This window comes from Variovorax sp. WS11 (genome assembly GCF_010499245.1).
Lineage (GTDB): Bacteria > Pseudomonadota > Gammaproteobacteria > Burkholderiales > Burkholderiaceae_C > Variovorax.
Genome location: NZ_JAAGOW010000001.1, coordinates 3,357,811 through 3,380,281 on the forward strand (window position 1 = coordinate 3,357,811; position 22,471 = coordinate 3,380,281).

Annotated in this window: 20 protein-coding genes; 13 read left to right on the top strand and 7 right to left on the bottom strand. The window is 69.0% G+C overall.

From position 1 onward, the window contains the following. Positions 1 to 10: 10 nt before the first annotated feature. From GXN78_RS16650 to GXN78_RS16660, 3 genes are all read right to left on the bottom strand, one after another. Positions 11 to 775 (bottom strand): MHYT domain-containing protein, encoded by a 765-nt coding sequence (locus tag GXN78_RS16650; RefSeq protein ID WP_106560593.1) that lies wholly within the window; start codon positions 773 to 775, stop codon positions 11 to 13. A gap of 172 nt (positions 776 to 947) precedes the next feature. Further along, the gene (locus GXN78_RS16655; RefSeq protein ID WP_239142736.1) at positions 948 to 2,594 is read right to left on the bottom strand and encodes a hypothetical protein; all 1,647 of its coding nucleotides are present in this window, start codon (positions 2,592 to 2,594) and stop codon (positions 948 to 950) included. A gap of 26 nt (positions 2,595 to 2,620) precedes the next feature. After that, positions 2,621 to 3,394, bottom strand: a complete 774-nt coding sequence (locus tag GXN78_RS16660; RefSeq protein ID WP_106557423.1) for a type III pantothenate kinase — start codon at positions 3,392 to 3,394, stop codon at positions 2,621 to 2,623. Positions 3,395 to 3,512: 118 nt separating this feature from the next. On the opposite strand from GXN78_RS16660, the gene lysM reads away from it, so the two are divergent. Continuing rightward, positions 3,513 to 3,977, top strand: coding sequence for a peptidoglycan-binding protein LysM (gene lysM / locus GXN78_RS16665; RefSeq protein ID WP_106557329.1), 465 nt, complete (start codon positions 3,513 to 3,515; stop codon positions 3,975 to 3,977). Between the two features lie 432 nt (positions 3,978 to 4,409). Here the strand turns inward: lysM and GXN78_RS16670 are convergent, their stop codons facing one another. Further along, complete coding sequence (locus GXN78_RS16670) at positions 4,410 to 4,874, bottom strand: rhodanese-like domain-containing protein (RefSeq protein WP_106557331.1); 465 nt, start codon at positions 4,872 to 4,874, stop codon at positions 4,410 to 4,412. A gap of 172 nt (positions 4,875 to 5,046) precedes the next feature. Between GXN78_RS16670 and GXN78_RS16675 the strand changes: the two genes are divergently transcribed. The 8 genes from GXN78_RS16675 (at position 5,047) to GXN78_RS16710 (ending at position 16,059) form a co-directional block, all read left to right on the top strand. Continuing rightward, a complete protein-coding gene (locus GXN78_RS16675; RefSeq protein ID WP_106557332.1) occupies positions 5,047 to 6,162 on the top strand; it encodes a TRAP transporter substrate-binding protein in 1,116 nt (371 codons plus the stop codon). Between the two features lie 68 nt (positions 6,163 to 6,230). Next, the gene (locus GXN78_RS16680; RefSeq protein WP_106557333.1) at positions 6,231 to 6,851 is read left to right on the top strand and encodes a TRAP transporter small permease subunit; all 621 of its coding nucleotides are present in this window, start codon (positions 6,231 to 6,233) and stop codon (positions 6,849 to 6,851) included. Next, positions 6,848 to 8,821, top strand: a complete 1,974-nt coding sequence (locus GXN78_RS16685) for a TRAP transporter large permease subunit (protein ID WP_106557334.1) — start codon at positions 6,848 to 6,850, stop codon at positions 8,819 to 8,821. Before GXN78_RS16680 ends, GXN78_RS16685 begins: the two co-directional genes overlap by 4 nt. Positions 8,822 to 8,879: 58 nt before the next feature. Beyond that, positions 8,880 to 9,833 carry a PHB depolymerase family esterase gene (locus GXN78_RS16690; protein ID WP_239142737.1) on the top strand — a complete coding sequence of 318 codons (954 nt, stop codon included), beginning with the start codon at positions 8,880 to 8,882 and terminating at the stop codon, positions 9,831 to 9,833. Between the two features lie 126 nt (positions 9,834 to 9,959). Further along, positions 9,960 to 11,948, top strand: coding sequence for a DUF6600 domain-containing protein (locus GXN78_RS16695; RefSeq protein WP_106557336.1), 1,989 nt, complete (start codon positions 9,960 to 9,962; stop codon positions 11,946 to 11,948). Positions 11,949 to 12,021: 73 nt separating this feature from the next. Continuing rightward, positions 12,022 to 13,380: a glutathione-disulfide reductase gene (gene gorA / locus GXN78_RS16700; RefSeq protein WP_106557337.1), complete on the top strand. Its 1,359-nt coding sequence runs from the start codon at positions 12,022 to 12,024 to the stop codon at positions 13,378 to 13,380. 46 nt (positions 13,381 to 13,426) lie between these two features. Continuing rightward, positions 13,427 to 14,944: an AMP nucleosidase gene (locus GXN78_RS16705; RefSeq protein ID WP_106557338.1), complete on the top strand. Its 1,518-nt coding sequence runs from the start codon at positions 13,427 to 13,429 to the stop codon at positions 14,942 to 14,944. A gap of 119 nt (positions 14,945 to 15,063) precedes the next feature. After that, positions 15,064 to 16,059 (top strand): tripartite tricarboxylate transporter substrate-binding protein, encoded by a 996-nt coding sequence (locus GXN78_RS16710; RefSeq protein ID WP_106557339.1) that lies wholly within the window; start codon positions 15,064 to 15,066, stop codon positions 16,057 to 16,059. Positions 16,060 to 16,074: 15 nt separating this feature from the next. On the opposite strand, the gene GXN78_RS16715 is transcribed toward GXN78_RS16710, so the two are convergent. Next, complete coding sequence (locus GXN78_RS16715; RefSeq protein ID WP_106557340.1) at positions 16,075 to 16,761, bottom strand: helix-turn-helix transcriptional regulator; 687 nt, start codon at positions 16,759 to 16,761, stop codon at positions 16,075 to 16,077. A gap of 51 nt (positions 16,762 to 16,812) precedes the next feature. Between GXN78_RS16715 and GXN78_RS16720 the strand changes: the two genes are divergently transcribed. Further along, positions 16,813 to 17,970, top strand: a complete 1,158-nt coding sequence (locus GXN78_RS16720; protein ID WP_106557424.1) for a cytochrome P450 — start codon at positions 16,813 to 16,815, stop codon at positions 17,968 to 17,970. An 85-nt stretch (positions 17,971 to 18,055) separates the two neighbouring features. Here GXN78_RS16720 and GXN78_RS16725 read toward each other — a convergent pair whose 3' ends face one another. Further along, entirely contained in the window at positions 18,056 to 19,012 is a 957-nt protein-coding gene (locus GXN78_RS16725) for a pyridoxamine 5'-phosphate oxidase family protein (protein WP_106557341.1), read from the bottom strand. Beyond that, positions 19,009 to 19,644 carry a glutathione S-transferase gene (locus tag GXN78_RS16730; protein ID WP_106557342.1) on the bottom strand — a complete coding sequence of 212 codons (636 nt, stop codon included), beginning with the start codon at positions 19,642 to 19,644 and terminating at the stop codon, positions 19,009 to 19,011. The genes GXN78_RS16725 and GXN78_RS16730 overlap by 4 nt, the downstream gene beginning before the upstream one ends. 107 nt (positions 19,645 to 19,751) lie before the next feature. Here GXN78_RS16730 and GXN78_RS16735 point away from each other — a divergent pair, with 107 nt between their 5' ends. Genes GXN78_RS16735 through GXN78_RS16745 form a run of 3 tightly spaced genes read left to right on the top strand, consistent with a single transcriptional unit; the run spans position 19,752 to position 22,469 of the window. After that, positions 19,752 to 20,636 carry a LysR family transcriptional regulator gene (locus tag GXN78_RS16735; protein WP_106557343.1) on the top strand — a complete coding sequence of 295 codons (885 nt, stop codon included), beginning with the start codon at positions 19,752 to 19,754 and terminating at the stop codon, positions 20,634 to 20,636. A gap of 37 nt (positions 20,637 to 20,673) precedes the next feature. Further along, positions 20,674 to 21,609, top strand: a complete 936-nt coding sequence (locus GXN78_RS16740) for an ATP-binding cassette domain-containing protein (protein WP_106557425.1) — start codon at positions 20,674 to 20,676, stop codon at positions 21,607 to 21,609. Positions 21,610 to 21,620: 11 nt separating this feature from the next. Then, positions 21,621 to 22,469 (top strand): ABC transporter permease, encoded by an 849-nt coding sequence (locus tag GXN78_RS16745; RefSeq protein WP_106557344.1) that lies wholly within the window; start codon positions 21,621 to 21,623, stop codon positions 22,467 to 22,469. Positions 22,470 to 22,471: the final 2 nt, after the last annotated feature.

A 22,471-nucleotide genomic window follows, 5' to 3' on the forward strand; every position in this document is an offset into this window, starting at 1 on the left:
CGCCAAGTGGCTATGCGTGGCGGGGGGTGACGCCCTTGGGCTCGTCCAGCGCGCGCCCGGTTACCACCCAGAGGATGAAGATCAGCACCGCGCCGGCCGTGCCGAACACGCCCAGGCCGAGGTTGCTGCCGCCGAAGCTCAGGCTGCCGGGCGGCGTGGGCGCGGTGCACACCATGGTGGCCGCCGTCATGCCCACGTAGTGCATCGAACAGACCGCCACGCCCATCACGGCGGCGGCGACCACCTGGTGCGTCAGCTCGGTCAGGTTGAAGGCCAGCCACAGCGCTGAGGCCGCCGCGATGATCGCGATGGCCACCGAGCCGGCCACGATGCCCCAGTCCAGGCTCATCGCCGCGCGCAGGCTCATCGCGTACATGCCCATGTAGTGCATCACGCAAACGCCCAGCCCGGCGAGCAGGCTGCCCATGACCCAGCCCTTGCTGTTGAAGCGCTTGCCGCCCGCGAGGTAGAGCGCCAGGCCGGAAATGACGATCGCCGCCACCAGCGACACCACCGTCAGCGGCAGGTTGTAGGCGACGGGCACCGGCAGGCGATAGGCCACCATGCCGATGAAGTGCATCGACCAGATGCCGATGCCGCCCAGGGCCACCGCGCCGCCGGCGAGCATCGCGAAGTCCACGCTGCCGTCGCTGCGCACCATCTTGCGCGTGCACAACAGGGCGAGCAGCGAGCCGAAGAAGGAGATCACATACGACAGCACAGCGGTGCCGATGGCGTAGCTGGGGTTCAGCACTTGACCGACGAGAGGGTCCATGACTTCTTTCCTTTCCGACGAATGGAGAAAGGACCGGCCGCCTGGGCGGGAAGGCCGGCGTGATGCCCGAAGGCGTCACGAGTCTGTTACATACGTTGCCGCAAGTAAATTAAGCGCTTGTTACTCAAAGGCGGGTGCAAGTGTGACTTTGTTCCGCTTTTGGAGGCCGTGATCAGCGCTGTGGCCGAATCCTGTAGAGCCCGTTGTTGCGGTCGGCCGAGAGGTAGATGCTGCCGTCGCCGCCCACCGCCACGCCGGTCGGCACATAGGGCGGCGGCATGCCCGGCCCGCCGGGCAGGCCGATCGGCAGGTTCTCGGCCACGGTGCGGCGCGTGCCGTTCGCAAGATCGATCTCGACCAGCCGCCGCGCCGCGCTCTCCGCGACGATGAAGCTGCCCCAGGGCGTCTGGGCCAGACCTTCGGGCAGCGCCAGCCCGTCGGCGACGACGCGCAACGGCGCGCTGGCATCCAGCGGGATGCGCGTGAGCTTGCCCGCGGCCTCGGTGAGGTACAGCGCGCCGTCGCGGCCGAGCACCATCTGCACCGGTCCGCCCAGGCCGCTGGCGATCAGCTGCCGGTTCTCGAACTTCGGACCGCTCGCGCGGGTCACGCTGCCGGTGGCGAGCTCGGCATAGACCAGGCTGCCGTCGGGCATCGGGATCGCGTCCGCCGGGGCCTTCAGGCCGTGCAGCACCGCGGTGGTCTTGAAGCTCTTGCGATCCACCAACTGCACCGAGCCGGTGAACCAGGAGGACAGCGCGATCGTCGATGCCGACAGGCCCACGCCGAAGGGGTATTCCAACTCCGGATCGCGCTGCATGCGGAAGATGTCGCGCACTTCGCCGGTCTGGGCGTCGACCTGGCGGAAGCCGAAGATGTCGGCCACGAAAAGCGTGTCGCCGTCGATCTTGAGGCCGGCCGGCACGGCGAGCTTGCCGCCGGTCAGCAGGCGCGAGGTGCCGGTCTCCGGCTCGAAGGCCTCGACCGAGTTGTCGGCCATGTTCGAGACGTAGATCGTCCCCTCGGGCGCGATCGCGAGGTTGTCGATGGAGGGCTTGAACTGCCTGGCGACCGTCTTGCGGCCGCTGGCCAGCTCGACGCGCACCAGTTCGCCGCTGCGGGTGTCGACCACCCACAGGTTGCCCTTGCCGTCCAGATTGGCCGCGGCCGGAATCTGGAAGCCCTCGGCGATCACCGTGAGCCGGCCGTCCGCCGGGTCGATCTTCACCACCTGGCCCTTGAACCACAGCGGGCCGTAGAGCAGGCCGTCCGGTCCGACCTCGAAGCCGTTGAAGCCGCCCATGTCCTTCTTGATCAGGCGTGGCGGCTTCTGGCCGGCCACGTCGATCTCCCACAGCGCGTCGCCGAGGAAGACCTGCGAGGCGTAGAGCTTGCCGTTGCGGCGGTCGAAGTCGAGCGAGTTGATGCCGGGCAGGTCCTTGGCGAGCACGCGCATCGGCGCGCCGTCGTTCTCGCGCAGGCGCACCTGGCCCATCAGGTAATTGGTCCAGGCGAGTTCGCCCCTGGGGCCGATCGCGATGTCGTCGGACTGGCCGTCGGGCGCATCGATCAGCACCCGCGCGGCGCCGGTGCTGCGGTCGACTTGCCACAGCTGGTTGCCGACCACCGTGCCGGCGAGCAGCCGGCCCTGGCGGTCGACGGCGAGGCCATGGACGCCGGAGAAGGAGGAGGCGCGACCAGCACCTCGGGCGGCCCCAGGCCGCGGGCGGGTGGGCGGGGCGGCGGCGGTGCGCAAGGGCCGGGGCGGTGCAGGCGCCGAGGGCGAGCACGCAAGAGAGCAGGGCAGCGGCGAAGGCACGTGGCACTCTGGACTCCTTGTATTGCTCAAGACGCCAGCAAGCGCTCCTGCGCGATCACCAGCAACCCATCCATGATCAGGCTGTCCACCTGCTCGAAGTTCCCGTTCATGCTCGGCGCCATCTTCCAGGCCGCGCCGCCCGTCATGTAGCAGGCCGGCTCGGCGCCGCAATGGGCGCGCACATGCTGGACCATGCGCTCGATCGCGCCGGCGATGGCATAGGTGCCGCCGCTGGTCAGCGCATCGCTGGTGTTGGTGGGGAATTCGCACACGTCGCCGGTCGGCACATGCAGGCCCGCCGTGCCCGACTCGAGAGCGCGCAGCATGATGCCGTGGCCGGGCAGGATCAGGCCGCCCAGGAACTTGCCGTGCACGTCCACCGCCTCCACCGTGACCGCGGTGCCGATCATCACCACCACCATCGGCCGCGCCGGGCCCTCGGCGAGCATGCGGTGGCGCGCACCGATCATCGCGACCCAGCGGTCGGCGCCCAGCCGCGTGGGGTGGTCGTAGCCGTTGACGATCCCAGCCTCGGCGGCGCTGGATACCACCCAGCGCGCGGCGCAGTCGAAGCGCTCGGTCAGTTGTTCCTCCGCCCGTCGTCGCACGGCATCGCCGGCCACCACGCAGCCCAGCATCGAGGCGGGGGCGGGCAGGTCGGCCCAGGGCCCGTCGGCCAGCCGTTCGATGTGGTCCAGGAACTCGGCGCCGTGGGCCAGCAGCGATGCGCCCGGCCGGGCCGCATCGTAGAGCGACCACTTGAGCCGGGTGTTGCCGATGTCGATCGCGAGGAATGCCATGCGCGGCATTATTGCGATTTGTCTTCCCGGATGGTTGCAATCGCGACCGCGGCCTACGCGTGGCCGTCACGTCCTGCCATTACAGTGGCCTTCCCTCAAACGGCACAAGGAGAACCCCATGGGATTGCTGAGTTTCATCAAGGAAGCGGGCGAAAAACTGTTCGGAGGCTCGTCCGCCCAAGCCGCGGAGCCCGATGCCAACAAGGTGGCGGGTGACGCCATCAAGACTTATATCGAGACCCAGAACCTCGGCCTGACCGGCCTCGAAGTGAGCTACGTCGCCGCCGAGGGGCTGGTGACGCTCAAGGGCAACGCGCCCTCGCAGGAAGCCAGCGAGAAGGCCTCGCTCGCGGCCGGCAACGTGTCCAACGTGACCAAGGTCGACAACCAGCTGGTCGCGCCCGCGGCCGACCCGGCGCAGTACCACGACGTGGTGAAGGGCGACACCCTCTCGGCCATTTCAAAGAAGTACTACGGCGACGCCAACAAGTACAACGCGATCTTCGAGGCCAACAAGCCGATGCTGACGCATCCGGACAAGATCTACCCGGGGCAGAAGCTCAGGATTCCGCCGCAGAAGTAGCCTCGACGCGCACCCTCGTCCGGGTGCGCTGCCGAGCGTCGAAAGGGTGCGTGGGTCCCGCGCCGCTCCACGAGTCTCTTTGCGAAGACCATGAAATCCAAGCACACGCTGCCACCTTGGTTGAGGCCCGGAAAGCCGCCTTCAACCGTTCACGTCGGCGTTGGCTGGCACAGCGCTGGAGTGGACGAAGGTCAAAGCCAACGCAGCAGATCCGGAGAAGTTCGAAGCCACCTATGCAGAGTGGGAGCAAATGGCGGAGCAGACGCTTGCCAGTCTTCGCTCTAGAGGCCTCTCGGTCAAGAAATGCTTCGTCAGCGCGGAAGAACTCCCGGCGCGAGGCGCCAGTGGTGCCGGCGCCTGATCCGATGCATCACGCGATCCTGATCTCCTCGTATCGCATCGAGGTTCCCGCCGCCGCGGGAGCCTGAGCCGCTAGTTCTGCTTCCAAGGCAGCCCGCGCAAGCGCCAGCCGCCCTTGCGGCCGCGGTGGCCTTCCGCGTCGGCATCGCCCTCGAAGCCCTCGAGGATGTTGTAGGCCTCGAAGCCCAGCTCCGTAGCCCGCCGGGCGGCCGCGATCGAGCGCACGCCGCTGCGGCACAGCATCAGCGCCTTCTTGCCGGCCGGCACGCCAGCGCGCAGGCCGGTGTCGAAGCCGGGGTTGAAGGCCATGCCCGGCCATTGCTTCCACGCCAGGCCGATGGCGCCGGGCACATAGCCCACCCACTCGCGCTCGGCGTCGCTGCGCACGTCGACCACGACGGCCTCGCCGTTCGTCATCCAGGCATGGGCCAGTTCGGGCAGCACGTCGCCGGCATAGCCCTCGGCGGGCCGGACGGCCTGCTGTTCACCGGCCGGTGCGTTGCCTGCGCCCGCCGGGATCTGGACTGCTTGAGTCATAAGGCTTTCTTTCCTTCAAAGTCGCTAGGAGTTCAGGGTTAGTGCGTAGGGGTGCGCCCGGCCCGATCGATGATTTTTCACCAGTTCGTGAAAACCCTCTTTGTCACGCTTGTTCACATGTCCAAAGATGGAAGTCTGGGGTTTTCCAGTCACACCTACGGAGACACACGCAATGTCAGACACCAAACCGAACCGCCGCCGCAGCCTGCTCAAGGGCGCAGCCGTGGCGGCCGGCGCCATGTCCGCGCCCATGGTCAGCATGGCGCAGACCACGTCGTTCCGCTTCCAGAGCACCTGGCCCGCGAAGGATATCTTCCACGAATACGCACAGGACTTCGCCAAGAAGGTCAATGACATGGCGGGCGGCCGTCTCAAGATAGAAGTGCTGCCGGCCGGCTCCGTGGTGCCGGCCTTCCAGCTGCTGGATGCCGTGGCCAAGGGCACGCTCGATGGCGGCCACGGCGTGGTGGCCTACTGGTACGGGAAGAACTCGGCCCTCGCGCTGTGGGGCTCGGGCCCCGGCTACGGGATGGACGCCAACATGGTGCTCGCCTGGCACAACTACGGCGGCGGCAAGGCGCTGCTGGAGGAGATCTACAAGGGCCTCAACCTCGACGTCGCTTCCTATCTTTACGGCCCGATGCCGACCCAGCCGCTGGGCTGGTTCAAGAAGCCGGTGGCCAAGGTCGAGGACATGAAGGGCCTGAAGTTCCGCACCGTGGGCCTGGCGGTGGACGTCTTCACCGACATGGGCACGGCGGTCAATCCGCTGCCGGGCGGGGAGATCGTGCCGGCCTTGGACCGCGGGCTGATCGACGCGGCCGAGTTCAACAACGCCTCCAGCGACCGCGTGCTCGGCTTCCCCGACGTCGCCAAGAACTGCATGCTGCAGAGCTTCCACCAGTCGGGAGAGCAGTTCGAGATTTTGTTCAACCGGGCCAAGCTCAATGCCCTGCCGCCCGAGCTGAAGGCGATCATCGAATACGGCGTACAGGCGGCCAGCGCCGACATGAGCTGGAAGGCGATCGAGCGCAATTCGGCGGACTACGTCGAGCTCAAGAAGGCCGGCGTCAAGTTCTACAAGACGCCCGACGCGATCCTGCGCGCACAGCTGGCCTCGTGGGACAAGACGGTGGCCAAGAAGGCGACCGAGAACCCGTCGTTCAAGAAGGTGCTCGATTCGCAGAAGGCTTTCGCGGAGCGCGCGGGCCAGTGGTACAACGACTACACCGTCGACTTCAAGATGGCCTACAACCACTACTTCGGCCGCCAGACCAAGAAGTCCTGAGATCCAGGTTCCACCAGCGAGGGGCACCGGGGGTGCCCCTCTTTTTTCGAGGCTCTGCAGGAATCTTCATGCAATCCATTCTGTTGGGGGTCGATCGCTTCTCGACCTGGATCGGCAAGACCTTCGCCTGGTGCGCGGTGCTGCTCACCGTGCTGATCAGCTGGGAGGTGTTCTGCCGCTACGTGCTCAACCGGCCTCACGCCTGGGTGCTCGATCTGCAGATCATGCTGTACGGCACCTTGTTCATGACCGCCGGCGCCTACACGCTCGCCAAGAACGGCCATGTGCGCGGTGACGTGCTCTACGGCTTCTTCCGGCCGCGCACGCAGGCGACCATCGACCTGACGCTCTACGTCCTCTTCTTTCTGCCGGGCATCGTCGCGCTGACCTGGGCCGGCTGGGTCTACGCCGGCGAGTCGCTCTCGATCCGCGAGCAGACCTTCTCCGCCGATCCGATCCCGCTCTATCCCTTCAAGTACGTGATCCCGCTCGCCGGCCTCACCCTGCTGCTGCAGGGCATCGTCGAGATCGTGCGCTGCGTGCAGTGCATCCGCGACGGCGAGTGGCCCTCGCGCGAGCAGGACGTCGAGGAAGTGGACGTCGAGAAGCTCAAGGAGATGGTGCATGTCGACGATGCCGACATCCGCGCCCTGGACCAGGTGGTCGTCTCGAAGGAGGCGAAGCCATGATCCGCCGCGAGCTCTGGTTCGGCCTGTCCTTCATGGTGCTGATCGTCGCCGCGGCGGGGATCATGCTGCTGCGCGTGGAGACCATCACCAACGGCCACCTCGGCCTGCTGATGCTGTCGCTGGTCGTGGTCGCGATCATGCTGGGCTTTCCCACCGCCTTCACGCTGATGGGCATGGGCATGATCTTCACCTGGTTCGCCTACGACCGGAACACCACGCACACGCTCGACCTGATGGTGCAGGCAGCCTACAAGACGATGGCGAACGACGTGCTCATCGCGGTGCCGCTGTTCGTCTTCATGGGCTACCTGGTGGAGCGGGCCAACCTGATCGAGACGCTGTTCAAGAGCTTGCACCTCGCGCTGGCGCGGTTGCCCGGCGCGCTGGCGGTGGCCACGCTGGTGACCTGCACCATCTTCGCCACCGCCACCGGTATCGTCGGCGCGGTCGTGACGCTGATGGGCCTGCTGGCGCTGCCGGCCATGCTGCGCGCTGGCTACAGCATCCCCTTGGCCGCGGGCTCGATCACGGCGGGCGGCTGCCTCGGCATCCTGATCCCGCCCTCGGTGCTGCTGATCGTCTACGGCGCCACCGCCGGCGTGTCGGTGGTGCAGCTTTACGCGGGCGCTTTCTTTCCGGGGTTGATGCTGGCCTCGCTCTACGTGGTCTACGTGATCCTGGTGGCCAAGCTCAAGCCGGCCTGGGCACCCCCGTTGTCGGCCGCCGACCGCGCGGTGGCGCTGCCGCCGTTGACGCAGCGGCTCACCGCCGATTCCGATCGCCATGCGCTCGCCGGCCTGGCCGGTGCGCTCAAGGGCCGCCGCAATGCCGATGTCCCCACCGGCTTCCTGCTGCGGCAGCTCGGCATCGTGCTGCTGCCCGGCCTGCTCTTCGCGCTGCTGGCCGTCACGAGCTACGAGGCCGTGACCACCGTGGCGGCGGCGGCGCGGTACGACATTCAGGAGATCGGCGCCGGGCGCAGCGCGCCCGAGGCGGCCTCGGGCGGCGTGCAGGAGCTGCCGGCCGAAAACCAAGGTGGCTTGCAGGAGCCGCCGAGCGAGGGCGAAGGCGGGCTCGCCGAGCCCCCCGGCGCGGGTGGCGTGCAGGAGCCCCCGGGAGCAGGCGAGAGCGCCGCGCAGGTGCCGCCCGGCAGCGCCGCCCCCGCGCCCGCGGGGGAGCCTGGTGCCGCGCCAGCCGCGGATGGCGCCTCCATCCGGCCGGCGCCCACCTGGTGGTGGGTCTGCTTCGCGGTAATCGGCGCCATCGTCGCGCTGTTCTATCTGTTCCTGAGCTTCGCGCGGCTCGAGATCTTCAAGATGCTGCTGGCCTCGTTCTTCCCGCTGATGATCATGATCCTGGCCGTGCTCGGGTCCATCGTGCTGGGCCTGGCCACGCCCACGGAGGCCGCCGCCATGGGCGCCCTCGGAGGCTTTCTGCTGGCGGCTGCCTACCGCCGGCTGACGCTGGGCGTGCTCAAGGAGTCGGTGTTCCTCACGGCCAAGACCTCGGCCATGGTGTGCTGGCTGTTCGTGGGCTCGGCCATCTTCTCGGCGGCCTTCGCGCTGCTCGGCGGCCAGCAGCTGGTCGAGGAGTGGGTGTTGAGCATGAACCTCTCGAAGGTGCAGTTCCTGGTGCTGAGCCAGGTGATCATCTTCATCCTGGGCTGGCCGCTGGAGTGGACCGAGATCATCGTGATCTTCATGCCGATCTTCATCCCGCTCCTGGACAACTTCGGCGTCGATCCACTGTTCTTCGGGCTGCTCGTGGCCATGAACCTGCAGACGGCCTTCCTGTCGCCGCCCGTGGCGATGGCGGCCTTTTACCTGAAGGGCGTGAGCCCGCCGCATGTGACGCTCAACCAGATCTTCCTCGGCATGCTGCCCTTCATGGGCATCCAGGTGCTGGCGATCCTGCTGCTTTACATCTGGCCGCAGATCGGGCTGTGGCTGCCGCAGCTGCTCTACAAGTAAGTAGGCCGGCGGGGCGAAGGCGAGGGCCGACAATCGGCCCCTTTTGCCCATACTCGACGTGACAACCTTGCTCGAACGACTGGCGCGCTGGATGCGCGCCGTGCCGCGCGCCTTGCGGCGCATCGGCCTGCTGCCGCCCATGGAGCCGGACCAGTGGCTCGACGGCCATTTCGAGCACCAGCACCGCAGCGTGGACTACAAGCTCTTCGTGCCGGGCCGCGGCACGGGCAGGCCCCGCCCCTTGCTGCTGATGCTGCACGGCTGCACCCAGGACCCGGAGGACTTCGCCACCGGCACGCAGATGAACCGGCTCGCTGGCGAGCTCGGCTTCCTCGTGCTCTATCCGACGCAGACCCAGAAGCACAACGCGGGCAAATGCTGGAACTGGTTCCTGCCGCAGCACCAGCAGGCCGGGCGAGGCGAGCCCGCGCTGCTGGCTGCGCTCACGCAGGCGGTGATGCGCGAGCACGGCGCCGATCCGGCGCGCGTCTACGTGGCCGGCCTGTCCGCCGGCGGCTCGATGGCCGACATCCTGGGGCGCGTCCATCCCGAACTGTTCGCCGCCGTCGGCGTGCACTCGGGCCTGCCGGGAGGCGCGGCGGATAACCTCGTCTCCGCCATGGGTGCGATGAAGAACGGCCCCGGCAAGTCCACGGCCAACGGCCCGGTGCTTCCGAAGTGCCCGACCATCGTCTTTCACGGCGATGCCGACGAGACGGTGCATCCGCGCAACGGAGAGCAGGTGGCGGCGGATGCGGTGGCGGGGCTGCTGGCGGGCGGCGAGCATCCGCCCGCGCACGAGATGCGCGGGCGCTCCGAGGGCGGTCGCGCCTTCACCCGTTGGACCTATGCCGATACCCGCGGCGGCATCGCGGTCGAACATTGGCTGCTGCATGGTGCCGGCCATGCCTGGGCCGGCGGCAGCGCCGACGGCTCCTTCACCGACCCCACCGGGCCGGATGCCAGCGCCGAGATGCTGCGCTTCTTCCTCAGCCATCCGAGGCTGCGATAAGTCCCTTGCTTACACGCGGTTGCGCCGTACGCGGGATAGTTCCAAAGTAGTTCCAAAGCTTTGCAAAGCAGATGCCAGCGCCGGTCCGTGCTGGCGCGTTGCAGGGTCTGGACACGAGGACCGATCATGAAACATCGCACCCATCCACACGCCATCCGCCGCGCCGCCGGCTGGCTGCTGGGCCTGGTGCTGCTGCTCGCCGCCGGCGCCGCAGCCTGGGCGCAGCAGGATCCGCCGGGGCGCGTGGCCCGCATCAACGAGCAACAGGGCACCGTCAGCTTCTCGCCGGCCGGCGACGACAGCTGGTACGACGCGGTGCCCAACCGGCCGATCACCACCGGCGACCGCCTCTGGACCGACCGCAACGCCCGCGCCGAGCTCTACGTCGATTCGACCGCCCTGCGCCTGGACGATCAGACGCAGCTGGTGGTCAACGAGCTCGACGACGACAGCGCCCGCTTCACCGCGACCCAGGGCCGCCTGCAGCTGCGCGTGCGCGAGGCCCCGGCCGGCCAGCGCCTGGAGATCGGCACCGCCAACCTCGCGATGGTGGTCGACGCTCCCGGCGACTACCGCATGGAGGTCGACCCGGCCGCCGGCACCACGCGTGTGGCGGTCGCTGCCGGCGGAGTCGCGCTCTTCGGCGAGAACGGGGAATCGGTGGCGCTGGGCGCCCATCAGCAGCTCACCGTCTCGGGGCGTCAGCTGGCGGCCGTGAGCGGCGCCGCGGTGCGCGCCGGCGACAACGCCTTCGACCGCTGGGTGGCGGAGCGCGACCGGCTGGAAGACCAGTCGATCTCGGCGCGCTATGTCCCGCGCGACATGCTCGGCTACCAGCAGCTCGACCGCTACGGCGAGTGGCAGAACGACCCCACCTACGGCAACGTCTGGGTTCCGCGCAGCGTCGATGCCGACTGGGCCCCTTACCGCGACGGCCAGTGGGCTGACATCCAGCCTTGGGGCTGGACCTGGATCGACGCCGCGCCCTGGGGTTTCGCGACGTCGCACTACGGCCGCTGGGCGCGCATCGGACCGCGCTGGGGCTGGGTGCCGGGACGGTCGACCGCGCGGCCGGTGTATGCGCCGGCGCTGGTCGGCTTCGTGGGCGGCGGCGGCCATGCGAATGTGGTGGCCGGCGGCCGTCCGGGCGTGGGCTGGTTTCCGCTTGCGCCCGGCGAGCCCTGGCGGCCTGGCTTTCGCGCCAGCCAGCACTACATCGACGCGGTCAACCGCGCCATCGCGCACCAGCGGCAGCTCGCGCGCGCCGACTACCTGAACCGCAACACCCCCGGCGCGCTCTCGCTGGTGCCGATCGACATCTTCGGCCGCGGGCCGATCGCCCGCCGCGACTTCCTGCGCGTGCCCGAGGATCGCGTCGCACAGCTGCCGATCACCACGGCCGTGCCGATCTCGCCGCGCGGCGAGCGGCACTTCGGCGGCGTCGGGCGCTCGGCCGCGGCGCTGCCGCCGCCCGACCTGCGGCCACGGCAGATCCAGGAGATGCAGGCGCGGCAGCTGCAGCAGGCGCAGCAGGCGCAACAGGCTCAGCAGGTCCAGCAGCAGTTGCAGTTCCAGCAGCGAGCCGTCCAGGCCCAGCAACAGCAGCAGCTCCAGCTGCAACAGCAGCAGGGCGTGCGTGCGCAGCAGGAGCTGCAGCAGCGTGCAGCCCAGGCGGCGCAAGCCCAGCAGCTGCAGCAGATGCAGCAGGCCCAGCAGGTGCAACAGATGCAGCAACGCGCCGCGCAGGCCCAGGCCCAGCAGCAACTCCAGCTGCAACAGCAGCAGCAGGGCCTGCGCGCCCAGCAAGAGATGCAGCAACGGGCGGTGCAAGCGGCGCAGGCCCAGCAGTTGCAGCAGATCCAGCAAATGCAGCAGATGCAGCAGCAACAACAGACGCTGCGGCAGCAGCAGATGCAGGCGCAACAGCAGGCCCAGCAACAGGCCCAGCAGCTTCAGACGCAGCAGCACAATGCAATGCGCCAGGCGCAGGAGAACCAGCAGCAGCGCGCGCAGCAGCAGATCCAGCAGATGCAGCAGCGTGGCGCCGATGCGCGGGCCCAGCAGATGCAGCGCATCGCGCCTAGGGATCCCTCCCAGCAGAACGACCGGCCCTGATCCCGCCTCGGGCGCGGCGCGCAGCAGCCCTTCTCGCGGCCGGCTACAGTCGGCCGCAAGGAGCGGCCCTTCCATGCGCACATTCGACTTCGACCTCTTCGTGATCGGCGGCGGCAGCGGCGGGGTGCGCGCGGCACGCATGGCGGCCCAACGCGGGGCCCGCGTGGCGGTCGCGGAATGCGCCGAACTGGGCGGCACCTGCGTCAACGTCGGCTGCATTCCCAAGAAGCTCTACAGCTACGCGGCCGGCTATGCGGAATCCTTCGAGGAGGCGGCCGGCTACGGCTGGACGCTCGACGGCGCGCCGCGCTTCGACTGGAGCCGGCTCAAGGCCAACCGTGCCAGGGAGATCGCGCGCCTCAACGGCGTCTACCGCAGCCTGCTCGAAGGTGCGGGCGTCACGCTGATCCAGGGCTGGGCGAGCCTGGCCGACGCCCACACGGTTCAGGTCGGCAAGAAGAAGCACACGGCGCGCCACATCCTGGTGGCCACCGGCGGCATGCCCTTCGTGCCTGAGCTCAAGGGGCGCGAGCACGTCGTGGTGTCGGACGCGATGTTCGACCTCGACCCCTTTCCCAAGCGCCTGCTGGTGGTCGGAGGCGGCTACATCGCCTGCGAGTTCGCCTCCATCTTCAAAGGCCTCGGCGCGCAGGTCACGCAGCTGTACCGCGGGCCGCACCTCCTCAACGGCTTCGACGAGGACCTTCGCCAGTTCCTGGCCAAGGAGATGGGCCGCGCCGGCGTCGACATCCGCTTCAACAGCGAGATCGACATGATCACGCGCCTGGACAGCGGCCTGTGCGCGTTGCTCTCGCGCGGCCAGCGCGTGGAGGCCGACGTCATCCTCTATGCCACCGGCCGCGTGCCCAACACGGAAGGCCTGGGCCTGCAAGCCGCGGGTGTGGCGCTCGACGAGCGCGGCGGCGTGGTGGTCGACGCGCACTACCGCAGCTCCGTGCCCTCGGTCTACGCGGTGGGCGACGTGTCGACGAAGCAGCAGCTCACGCCGGTGGCGCTGGCCGAGGCCATGGTGGTGGTGGACACCCTGTTCGGCCAGGGGCCGCGCGAGCTCGACTACGAGTTCACGCCCACGGCCGTCTTCACCCACCCCAACATCGGCACCTGCGGCTACACCGAGGCCGAGGCGCGCGCGAAGTTCGGCAAGGTCCGGGTGTTCTCGAGCGAGTTCAAGGCCCTGCGCCACACGCTCTCGCAAAGCGGCGAGCGCACCTTCATGAAGCTGGTGGTCGAGCGCGACACCGACCGCGTGGTGGGCCTGCACATGGTGGGGCCCGATGCCGGCGAGGTGGTGCAGGGCTTCGCGGTCGCGATGCGCGCGGGCGCGACCAAGCGGGTGTTCGACAGCACCATCGGCATCCATCCAACGGTGGCGGAGGAGTTCGTGACCATGCGGGAACCGATGCCCGGGTAGGCCGGCTGTCGCGTCGGGCATCGGCGGCAAGCTGCACAATCGCTGAATGCCCTACATGCCCACCTTCATCGCCCCGGCCCGCTTCACCGACCCCGTTGCCGCGCTCGAGCAGGTGCGGCTGATCTACGACAGCGGCCTCACGCACCTGCGCGACGCGATGCAGCGCTTTGTCGCCGGCGAGAGCATGCCGGGCCGGGTGCGGGCCTGCTACCCCTTCGTGCGGGTGCACACGCACACCGTCTCGCGCCGCACCCCGGTGGCCAACGCCTGGCTCAGCTACGGCTTCGTGGCCGGCCCGGGCCGCTATGAAACCACGCTGACGCGGCCCGACTTGTTCGAGCGCTACTACCGCGAGCAATTCCGCCTGCTGCTGGAGAACCACGAGGTCGAGCTCGAGATCGGCACCAGCACCCAGCCGATCCCGATCCACTTCTCCTTCGCCGAGAACGAGCATATCGAGGGCGACCTGAGCCCGGAGCGGCGCGCCCTGATGCGCGACGTCTTCGACCTGCCCGACCTCGGCGCGATGGACGACGGCATCGCCAACGGCACCTTCGAGGCCCGGCCGGGCGAGGCGCAGCCCCTGTCGCTCTTCACTGCGGCGCGGGTGGATTACTCGCTACACCGGCTGCGCCACTACACCGGCACCGCGCCCGAGTGGTTCCAGAACTTCGTGCTCTTCACCAACTACCAGTTCTACATCGACGAGTTCGTGCGCCTGGGCCGCGAGGCCATGGCCGACGAGAGCAGCGAATACATCGCTTTCATCGAGCCCGGCAACGTGGTGACGCGCCGGCGCGGGTTGGCGGCGGGCTCGAGCACCTTCTACGGCTCGATGCTCGACGGCAGCCAGGGCACGCCGCCCGGGCGCCTGCCGCAGATGCCGGCCTACCACCTGGTGCGCGAGGACTGCAGCGGCATCACCATGGTCAACATCGGCGTGGGCCCGGCCAACGCCAAGACCATCACCGACCACGTGGCCGTGCTGCGGCCGCACGCCTGGATGATGCTGGGCCACTGCGCCGGCCTGCGCCAGGGGCAGCAGCTGGGCGACTACGTGCTGGCCCATGCCTACGTGCGCGAGGACCATGTGCTCGACGAGGAGCTGCCGCTGTGGGTGCCGATCCCGGCGCTGTCGGAAATCCAGCTCGCGCTCGAGAAGGCGGTGGCCGATGTCACCGGCATGCAGGGCACCCAGCTCAAGAAGATCATGCGCACGGGCACCGTGGCGAGCACCGACAACCGCAACTGGGAGTTGCTGCCCGGCAACCAGCCGCAGCGCCGCTTCAGCCAGAGCCGGGCGGTGGCGCTGGACATGGAGAGCGCCACCATCGCGGCCAACGGATTCCGCTTCCGCGTGCCTTACGGCACCCTGCTGTGCGTGAGCGACAAGCCGCTGCACGGCGAGATCAAGCTGCCGGGCATGGCCAACCACTTCTACCGCGAGCGCGTCGAGCAGCACCTGCGCATCGGCATGGCCGCGATCGACGTGCTGCGCCGCGAAGGATCGAGCCGGCTGCACAGCCGCAAGCTGCGCAGCTTTGCCGAGGTGGCGTTTCAGTAGCTGCCGGCACGCGGTTTCGTGAATTCCTGAACCCCGCCCGACGTTTTCGTGCCACAGGCACGGGCCTGAGGCAGAGATGCCTGGATACGATTTCCACGATCGAAACTTCGGGAGACATCATGGTCCAGACCACGCGGCGCCTCTTCACCTCGTGGCTCGCTGCCACAGCCGCCGGCGTCTTGCCGGCCGTGGCCTCGGCTCAGGCGACACGTCCGGCCCCGGCCGCAGCTGCGAGCCTGCCGAAGCTGCGCATCGTCATCCCCGCCAACGAGGGCGGCGGCTGGGACCAGACCGGCCGCGCCCTCGGCGCCGCCATGGTGGCCGCCGGCGCGGTGGGGCAGATCGAATACGAGAACATCGGCGGCAAGGGCGGCACCATCGGCCTGGCGCGCTACGTCGAGAAGTACGACGCCGACCCCGACACCCTGTTGATGAGCGGCATGGTCATGGTCGGCGCCGTCGCGCTGCAGAAGCCCGCGGTCGACATGAGCCGCATCGCGCCCGTCGCGCGGCTGACCAGCGACTATGAAGTGGTGGTGGTCAAGGGCGACTCGCCGATCATGACCGCGAAGGACCTGATCGCGAAGATGCGCAGCGATCCGGCCAATGCCGCCATTGCCGGCGGGTCTGCGGGCGGAATCGACCACATGTTCGCCGGCATCCTGTCGCGCGCAACCGGCAATACCGCCGCGCTGGTCTACCAGCCCTTCGCGGGCGGCGCGCAGGTGGTGTCGGCCGTCGAGTCGGGCAAGGCCATTGCCGGCATCTCCGGCTACAGCGAGTTCAGCGAGCACATTGCCAGCGGCAAGCTGCGTGCGATTGGTGTGTCCTCGAGGAATGCCTTCATGGGGGTGCCCTCGGTGCGGCAGCAGGGCGTCGATGCCGACCTCGCCAACTGGCGCGGCGTTTTCACCGGCAAGGCCGTGCCCGCAGCGCGCCAGGCCGTGCTGCTCGAAGCCGTGCGGCGCGGGGTGGCCACCGACGCGTGGCAGAAGGCCCTCAAGCGCAGCAACTGGGACAGCTACTGGATGGAGGGCAAGGACTTCCAGTCCTTCCTCGAGCTGGATCAGTCCATGGCGGGCGTGCTGACCTACATCCTCAAACTCAAGACCTGAACCAGCGCGGCGCGCTCAGGCCAGCCCGAAGAGCTCCGGCATCTCGCGCTGCGCCTTGGACGTGAGCGTGAGCGCGCGGCCGTCGAGCGCCTGGCGCACCCAGCCGCGGCGCAGCGACAGCTGCAGGCAGGCCGCGCCCAGCGCGCCGCCCAGGTGCGGACGCCGCTCGCTCCAGTCGAGACAGGCGCAGGCGAAGCGGCGGCGCGAACGGCGTGCGCTCTCGATGTCCAGACCCAGGCTTTCCAGCGCCACCGCGCCCTCCGCGGTGAGTTCGTAGGCATCGCCCTCGGTCTCGAGCCAGCCCTGGGCATGCAGCCGGTCGTGCAGTGCGACGCCGGCCGTGCCGGCCATGTGGTCATAGCAGGTGCGCGCGGCGCGCAATCGGCTCGGGGTGCTGGGCTGGAACTCGCCGCGCGGCGCGCCGGCCACCACCAGCAGTCCTTCGAGCACCGCGGCGACCTCGTTGCCGGCGAGGCGGAAGTAGCGGTGCTTGCCCTGCGCGACGGATTCCACCAGCCGCTGCTCCTTGAGCCGCGCCAGGTGAGCGCTGGCCGTCGAGGCTGCGACCTCGCCGACGGCCGCCAGCTCGGTCGCGGTGCGGGCATGGCCGTCCAGCAGGCAGCACAGCATGCGGGCGCGGGCCGGCTCGGCGATCGCGCCGGCCAGGCGCGCGAGGTGGGTGTCGGCGCTCGGTGCATCCATGATTCGATGCTAAGCGAAGTGTGGGCGCGCGCGAAGGGCGACACTGCGGGCATGGAACAAGAGCACATCGACCCGCCCGCCGACGCCATCGCGGCCGTCAGCCATCACTACCCCTATCCCTGGTACGCGCGGCTGCGCGAGGGCCCGGCGCTCGCGCGCGACGAGCGCCTGCGCCTCTGGGTCGCGAGCCGCGCCGAGGTGCTGCAGGAGGCCTTCGCCCACCCCGCGCTGCGCGTGCGCCCGGCGGCCGAGCCGGTGCCGCGGGCCATCGCGGGAACGCCGGCCGGCGAAGTCTTCGGCCGGCTGGTGCGCATGAACGATGGCGCGACGCACGACGCCCACAAGCCGGTGCTGCAGCGCGCGCTGGGCGGGCTCGATCTCGGCGGCCTGCGCTCGGCCATGCCGCGCATCACGGCGCAGTTCCCGGCGCCCACCCTGGACGAGGCATGCTTTGCCTGGCCGGTCGCGGGCGTGAGCCACCTGCTGGGATTTGCCGACGAGGCGCTGCCGCTGCTTGCGAACTGGACGCGCGATTTCGTCGCCTGCCTCTCGCCGCTGTCCACCGAGGCCCAGTTGCACGCCGCCAGCGAAGCCGCGGCCGCGCTGATGGCGCGCTTCGAGGCCCTGGTGGCGGCGCGGCCGGCGCGCGAGGGCAGCTTGCTGGCAGCGGTGCGCGCGCAGGCACCCGGCGATGCGTCGCGCGCGCTGCTGGCCAACCTCGTCGGCCTGTTGTCGCAGACCTGCGAGGCCACGGCCGGGCTGATGGGCAACAGCCTGGTGGCGCTGGCGCGCGAGCCGGGCCTGGCAGATGCAATCGCCGCGCGCGCGGAATGGATCGTGGCTCTGGTGGAGGAAACGGCGCGCCACGACCCCTCGGTCCAGAACACCCGCCGCTTCGTCGCCGAGCCCACCACCGTGGCGGGTACGCGGCTCGAAGCGGGCGATGCGGTGCTGCTGGTGATGGGAGCGGCGAACCGCGATCCGCTGCTGAACGCGCAGGCCGAGCGCTTCATGCTCGAGCGCGAGGATCGGCGCATGCTCGGATTCGGACACGGCCCCCACCGCTGCCCTGGTCAAGCACTGGCCTGCGCGCTGGCAGTGGGCGGTGTCGAGGCCTTGCTGACGCGTGGGCTGGACGTCGCGGCGCTGCGCCAGCGCGGCTGGGACTATCGGGCCTCGGTCAATGCCCGCATTCCCATCTTCCGGTAGGGGGAGAGGGGCAGACAGGACTTGTTCCCTCTCCCTCTGGGAGAGGGAGTAAAGCGGGGTCCGTCCCTAGAGGGAGAGCAAGACATCAAGCCATATCGGCCCATCGCCCGGTGGCTTCGAGAAAGGGCGAGAGGCTTGCTGCCCCGAACCGCAGCGGCAGCGCCGCCGGCGCGTGCTGCGCCGCCAGCACCTCCATGCGCAGCAGGCGTTCCGCGCCCTCGAAGGCGTCGACCTCCGGCCCGCCCCACAGCACCTCGGCCTTCACCGACAGCTGCAGCAGGTCGCCTGTCTCGAAGTCCACGAAGAGCAGGCCAGCCACCGGATTCAGCGCGATGTTGCCCAGCGTGTTGAAGAAGGTGTTGCCGTTGAAGTCCGGCGCGATAAGCGTGCCTTCGCCCTCGACCCCCACGAATCCCGACCGTCCGCCGCGGTGCGAGACATCGACGCCTTCGGCCCGCGAGCGTGCAAGGCCGGCCGAAGGATGCGCCGTCGCGATGAAGAAGGTATCGGCCGCGCGCACCATGCGCCGGCCTGCCGCGTCCAGGCCCCGCACGCGCGGTCCGAAGCCCGCGGCCGCCGAGCCTCCGACGAACAGTGGTTCGCGGGCCTGGATGTACCTCGGGCAGTTGCCGAAGCTCTGACCCACCTCCACGGAGAAGCCGCTTGCATCGAGCGCCTCGACCGTTCCGTTCATCCGGTTGCGCCGCCGCGTATGCGGCTCGATGCCGAGCAGCCCGAGGGGTGCGCCGACCGCCAGCGCTGCCGCCAGCGGATCGTTGGCCAGGGGCAGTGCATCGACGCGCAGATGCCGCGGGTCGGGCGAGTGCGCGAAGCCGGGCGCAGCGGCCAGCACGCTGGCCCAGGCCCGGCCTTCGCCGTCCAGGCTTCCCGCGATCAGGAAAGGCAGCTGCGCGAAGAAGCTGCGGTGTTGCTCCGGCATGTGGTCGCGCAGCACGCGCGGCCCGATCTCGGCCATGCGTTCGGCGATGCCGGCACGCGCCTGCAAGGCGCGCTCGCCTTCATGCCAGGCGACCGCGTTCATGCGGCCAGCCCGATCGGCGAGGCGGCCATCGGCACGAAGCCGGGCAGGGCCTCGATGCGCCGCAGCCACTGGCGCACCTGCGAATAGGGCTCCAGCGACACGTTGCCTTCGGGAACGTGGGCCACGTAGCTGTAGTTCGCGATATCGGCCAGCGTCACGCTGTCGCCCGCGAGGAAGGGCTGCTGGGCCAACTCCACTTCCATCACCCGCAGCAGGTTGTGCGAGCGCGCGATCACGTCGGACGGATCGGTGGCCAGGCCGAAGAGCACGATCACGCGCGCCATCGACGGGCCCTGTGCCAGCGGGCCGGCCGCCACCGAGAGCCAGCGCTGCACGCGCGCCGCGCCCAGCGCGTCGCGCGGCATCCAGCGCGCGGGGTCGGATGCATAGCGCTCGTTGAGGTACAGGAGTATCGCGTTGGAGTCGGCCAGCGTCACCTCGCCGTCCTCGATCACCGGGACCTGGCCGAAGGCGTTGCGGCGCAGGAACTCGGGCCGGCGCTGTTCGCCGGCGCGCAGGTCGACCTCGACGGTTTCGAAGGGCTGGTCCAGCAGCGAAAGGAACAGCCGCACGCGATGGCAGTGGCCGGAGATGGACGAGTTGTAGACGGTGATGGGGCGGGCGGCAGGCATCGGTGTTCTCCGGTTGGGATGGATGAAGACGATTGTTCTTTGAGCCGGCATTCGGAGTAATGGCGCAATCTGAATTTCACTGCTGCGAAATACGGTCTAATCGTTCCATGGACCGCCTCAAAGCCATGCAGACCTTCGTCCAGATCGCCGACCAGGGCAGCCTGACCAAGGCCGCAGATTCGCTGGAGAGCTCGCTGCCGGCGGTGGTTCGCTCGCTGGCCGCGTTGGAGGCACACCTCGGCGTTCGGCTGTTCCATCGCACCACGCGGCGCATTTCGCTGACCGAGGAAGGCCGCCAGTATTTGCAGAGCGCGCGAGAGGTGCTGGCCGCGGCCGACGCGGCCGATCGCGCGCTCACGCTGGAGTCGGCCGAGCCCGCCGGGCAGCTCACCGTTACCGCGCCGGTGCTCTTCGGCCACATGTACGTGGCGCCGGCGATCGTGCGCTTCCTCCAGCGGTACGACAAGATGCGCTGCAGCGTGCTGCTGCACGACCGCACGGTGAACCTGCTAGAAGAGGGCATCGACGTCGGCATCCGCATCAGCCCGCTGGAGGACTCCTCGCTCGTGGCCCAGCAGCTCGGCACCATCCGCCGCGTGGCCGTCGCGAGCCCGGACTACCTGCGCGCCCACGGAACGCCCCGGCATCCGCGCGACTTGCTCGAGGCCAACTGCGTGCGCATCCACCCGGGCGCACCGGTGCATTTCCGCGAGAACGGCCGCAACTTCGCAGTCGCGGCCCGCGGCAACCTGGAGTTCAACCACATCGCGCCCGCGGTAGAGGCCTGCGCCGCGGGCATGGGCTTCGGCTTCTTCTTTTCGTACCAGGTGCTGCCGCTGGTGCGGGCGGGGCGGCTTCGCATCGTGCTCGAGGACTTCGAGCTGGCGCCGCGGCCGGTGAGCGTGATCTACCCGCATGCGCGCCTGCTGCCGGCGCGCACGCGGGCTTTCATCGACTGGATGAAGACCGAATTCCAGGGCCTCCACCTCTGAGACCGCAGGGCTGCACCCCTTGCGCCACAATGCCCCGGTGCCCAGCCCTTCCGCCCCTCTTTTCCAAGCGAATCACCTCCACAAGCGCTACGGTGCGACCACCGTGGTCGACGACCTTTCGTTCACCATTGCGCCGGGCGAATGCCTGGGCGTGATCGGCCCCAACGGCGCCGGCAAGACCACGACCATCCGCATGTGCCTGGGGCTCACCGCGGCCGACGGCGGCAGCATCGAGGCGCTGGGCGGGCTTTCGATGCCGCGCGATGCGCGCGCGATCAAGGCGCAGCTCGGCGTAGTGAGCCAGTTCGACACGCTCGACCCTGACTTCAGCTGCGCCGAGAACCTGATGGTCTATGCGCGCTACTTCGGCATGAGCCGACGCGAGATCACGCCGCGCATTCCGCAGCTGCTGGAGTTCGCTTCGCTGTCGCACAAGGCCGACGTCCGGCCGGGCGAGCTGTCGGGCGGCATGCGGCGCCGGCTGTCGCTGGCGCGCGCGCTGGTCAACGACCCGAAGCTCCTGATGCTCGACGAGCCCACCACCGGCCTGGACCCGCAGGCGCGCCACTTGATGTGGGAGCGCCTGCAACTGCTGCTGCAGCAGGGCAAGTCGATCCTGCTGACCACGCACTTCATGGACGAAGCCGAGCGGCTGTGCTCGCGGCTGATCGTGATCGACCACGGCCGCAAGATCGCGGAAGGCCGGCCGCGCGATTTGATCGCCGAGCATCTCGAGCCCGACGTGGTCGAGGTCTACGGCAACGGCGCACTGGGGCTGGCGCAGTCGCCGCTTAAGGACTACGCCGCGCGCGTCGAGGTCAGCGGCGAGACGGTGTTCTTCTACACGCAGGATGCGCGCGGCCTGCTGAACGCGCTCGATGGCCACAAGGGCCTGCGCACCTTCCATCGGCCTGCGAACCTGGAGGACCTGTTCCTCAAGCTCACGGGCCGGCAAATTCGGGAAGACGGTTGAGGGCTACAGCCATGGCGAATTCATCTTCTTCATTGCCGGTTCCTTCCAGCTCCGTGCCGCCGCCCGCGCCCTCGGTGTGGCGTCCGCCCGAGCTCTCGATGCGCTGGTGGCCGGTGTTCCTGCGCAACCTGCTGGTGTGGCGCAAGCTTGCGATCCCCAGCCTGATCGGCAACATCGCCGAGCCGCTGATCTGGCTGGTGGCCTTCGGCTATGGCATGGGGGCGCTGGTGGGGCAGGTGTCGGTGGAAGGCACGCAGGTGCCCTACATCCTGTTCCTTGCCAGCGGGTCTATCTGCATGAGCTCGATGAACGCCGCCTCCTTCGAGGCGCTTTATTCAGCCTTCTCGCGCATGCACGTGCAGAAGACCTGGGACGGCATCATGAACGCGCCGGTGGGGCTGGACGACGTGGTGCTGGCCGAGATGCTGTGGGCCGCTTTCAAGGCCATCTTCACCACCACCGCCATCCTGTTCGTGATGCTGGGGCTGGGCATCAGCCACAGCCCCAAGCTGCTGGTCGCGTGGTTCGTGCTGGCCGGGGTGGGCGTGACCTTCTCGTGCATCGCGCTGATCTTCAACGCGCTGGCGAAGGGCTACGACTTCTTCACCTACTACTTCACGCTCTTCATGACGCCGATGATGTTCCTGTCGGGCGTGTTCTTTCCGCTGGAGCAGCTGCCGGATATGGTGCACCGCATCGCGAACTGGCTGCCGCTCGCGAATGCCGTGGCGCTGGTGCGGCCGTTGTTCATGGACCAGTGGCCGCAGGAGTGGTGGTGGCCTGCGATCGTGCTGGGGGTCTACACGGTGGCGGCTTTCTGGGTGGCGCTCGGGTTGACGCGCAAACGGTTCCGGGCTTGATC

What these genes read in the sequence shown, in the direction of transcription:
- GXN78_RS16650 (WP_106560593.1), bottom strand. Translation starts at nt 775, where the DNA reads ATGGACCCTCTCGTCGGTCAAGTGCTGAACCCCAGCTACGCCATCGGC.
- GXN78_RS16660 (WP_106557423.1), bottom strand. Translation starts at nt 3,394, where the DNA reads ATGGCATTCCTCGCGATCGACATCGGCAACACCCGGCTCAAGTGGTCG.
- lysM (WP_106557329.1), top strand. Translation starts at nt 3,513, where the DNA reads ATGGGATTGCTGAGTTTCATCAAGGAAGCGGGCGAAAAACTGTTCGGA.
- GXN78_RS16670 (WP_106557331.1), bottom strand. Translation starts at nt 4,874, where the DNA reads ATGACTCAAGCAGTCCAGATCCCGGCGGGCGCAGGCAACGCACCGGCC.
- GXN78_RS16675 (WP_106557332.1), top strand. Translation starts at nt 5,047, where the DNA reads ATGTCAGACACCAAACCGAACCGCCGCCGCAGCCTGCTCAAGGGCGCA.
- GXN78_RS16680 (WP_106557333.1), top strand. Translation starts at nt 6,231, where the DNA reads ATGCAATCCATTCTGTTGGGGGTCGATCGCTTCTCGACCTGGATCGGC.
- GXN78_RS16685 (WP_106557334.1), top strand. Translation starts at nt 6,848, where the DNA reads ATGATCCGCCGCGAGCTCTGGTTCGGCCTGTCCTTCATGGTGCTGATC.
- GXN78_RS16695 (WP_106557336.1), top strand. Translation starts at nt 9,960, where the DNA reads ATGAAACATCGCACCCATCCACACGCCATCCGCCGCGCCGCCGGCTGG.
- gorA (WP_106557337.1), top strand. Translation starts at nt 12,022, where the DNA reads ATGCGCACATTCGACTTCGACCTCTTCGTGATCGGCGGCGGCAGCGGC.
- GXN78_RS16705 (WP_106557338.1), top strand. Translation starts at nt 13,427, where the DNA reads ATGCCCTACATGCCCACCTTCATCGCCCCGGCCCGCTTCACCGACCCC.
- GXN78_RS16710 (WP_106557339.1), top strand. Translation starts at nt 15,064, where the DNA reads ATGGTCCAGACCACGCGGCGCCTCTTCACCTCGTGGCTCGCTGCCACA.
- GXN78_RS16715 (WP_106557340.1), bottom strand. Translation starts at nt 16,761, where the DNA reads ATGGATGCACCGAGCGCCGACACCCACCTCGCGCGCCTGGCCGGCGCG.
- GXN78_RS16720 (WP_106557424.1), top strand. Translation starts at nt 16,813, where the DNA reads ATGGAACAAGAGCACATCGACCCGCCCGCCGACGCCATCGCGGCCGTC.
- GXN78_RS16725 (WP_106557341.1), bottom strand. Translation starts at nt 19,012, where the DNA reads ATGAACGCGGTCGCCTGGCATGAAGGCGAGCGCGCCTTGCAGGCGCGT.
- GXN78_RS16730 (WP_106557342.1), bottom strand. Translation starts at nt 19,644, where the DNA reads ATGCCTGCCGCCCGCCCCATCACCGTCTACAACTCGTCCATCTCCGGC.
- GXN78_RS16735 (WP_106557343.1), top strand. Translation starts at nt 19,752, where the DNA reads ATGGACCGCCTCAAAGCCATGCAGACCTTCGTCCAGATCGCCGACCAG.
- GXN78_RS16745 (WP_106557344.1), top strand. Translation starts at nt 21,621, where the DNA reads ATGGCGAATTCATCTTCTTCATTGCCGGTTCCTTCCAGCTCCGTGCCG.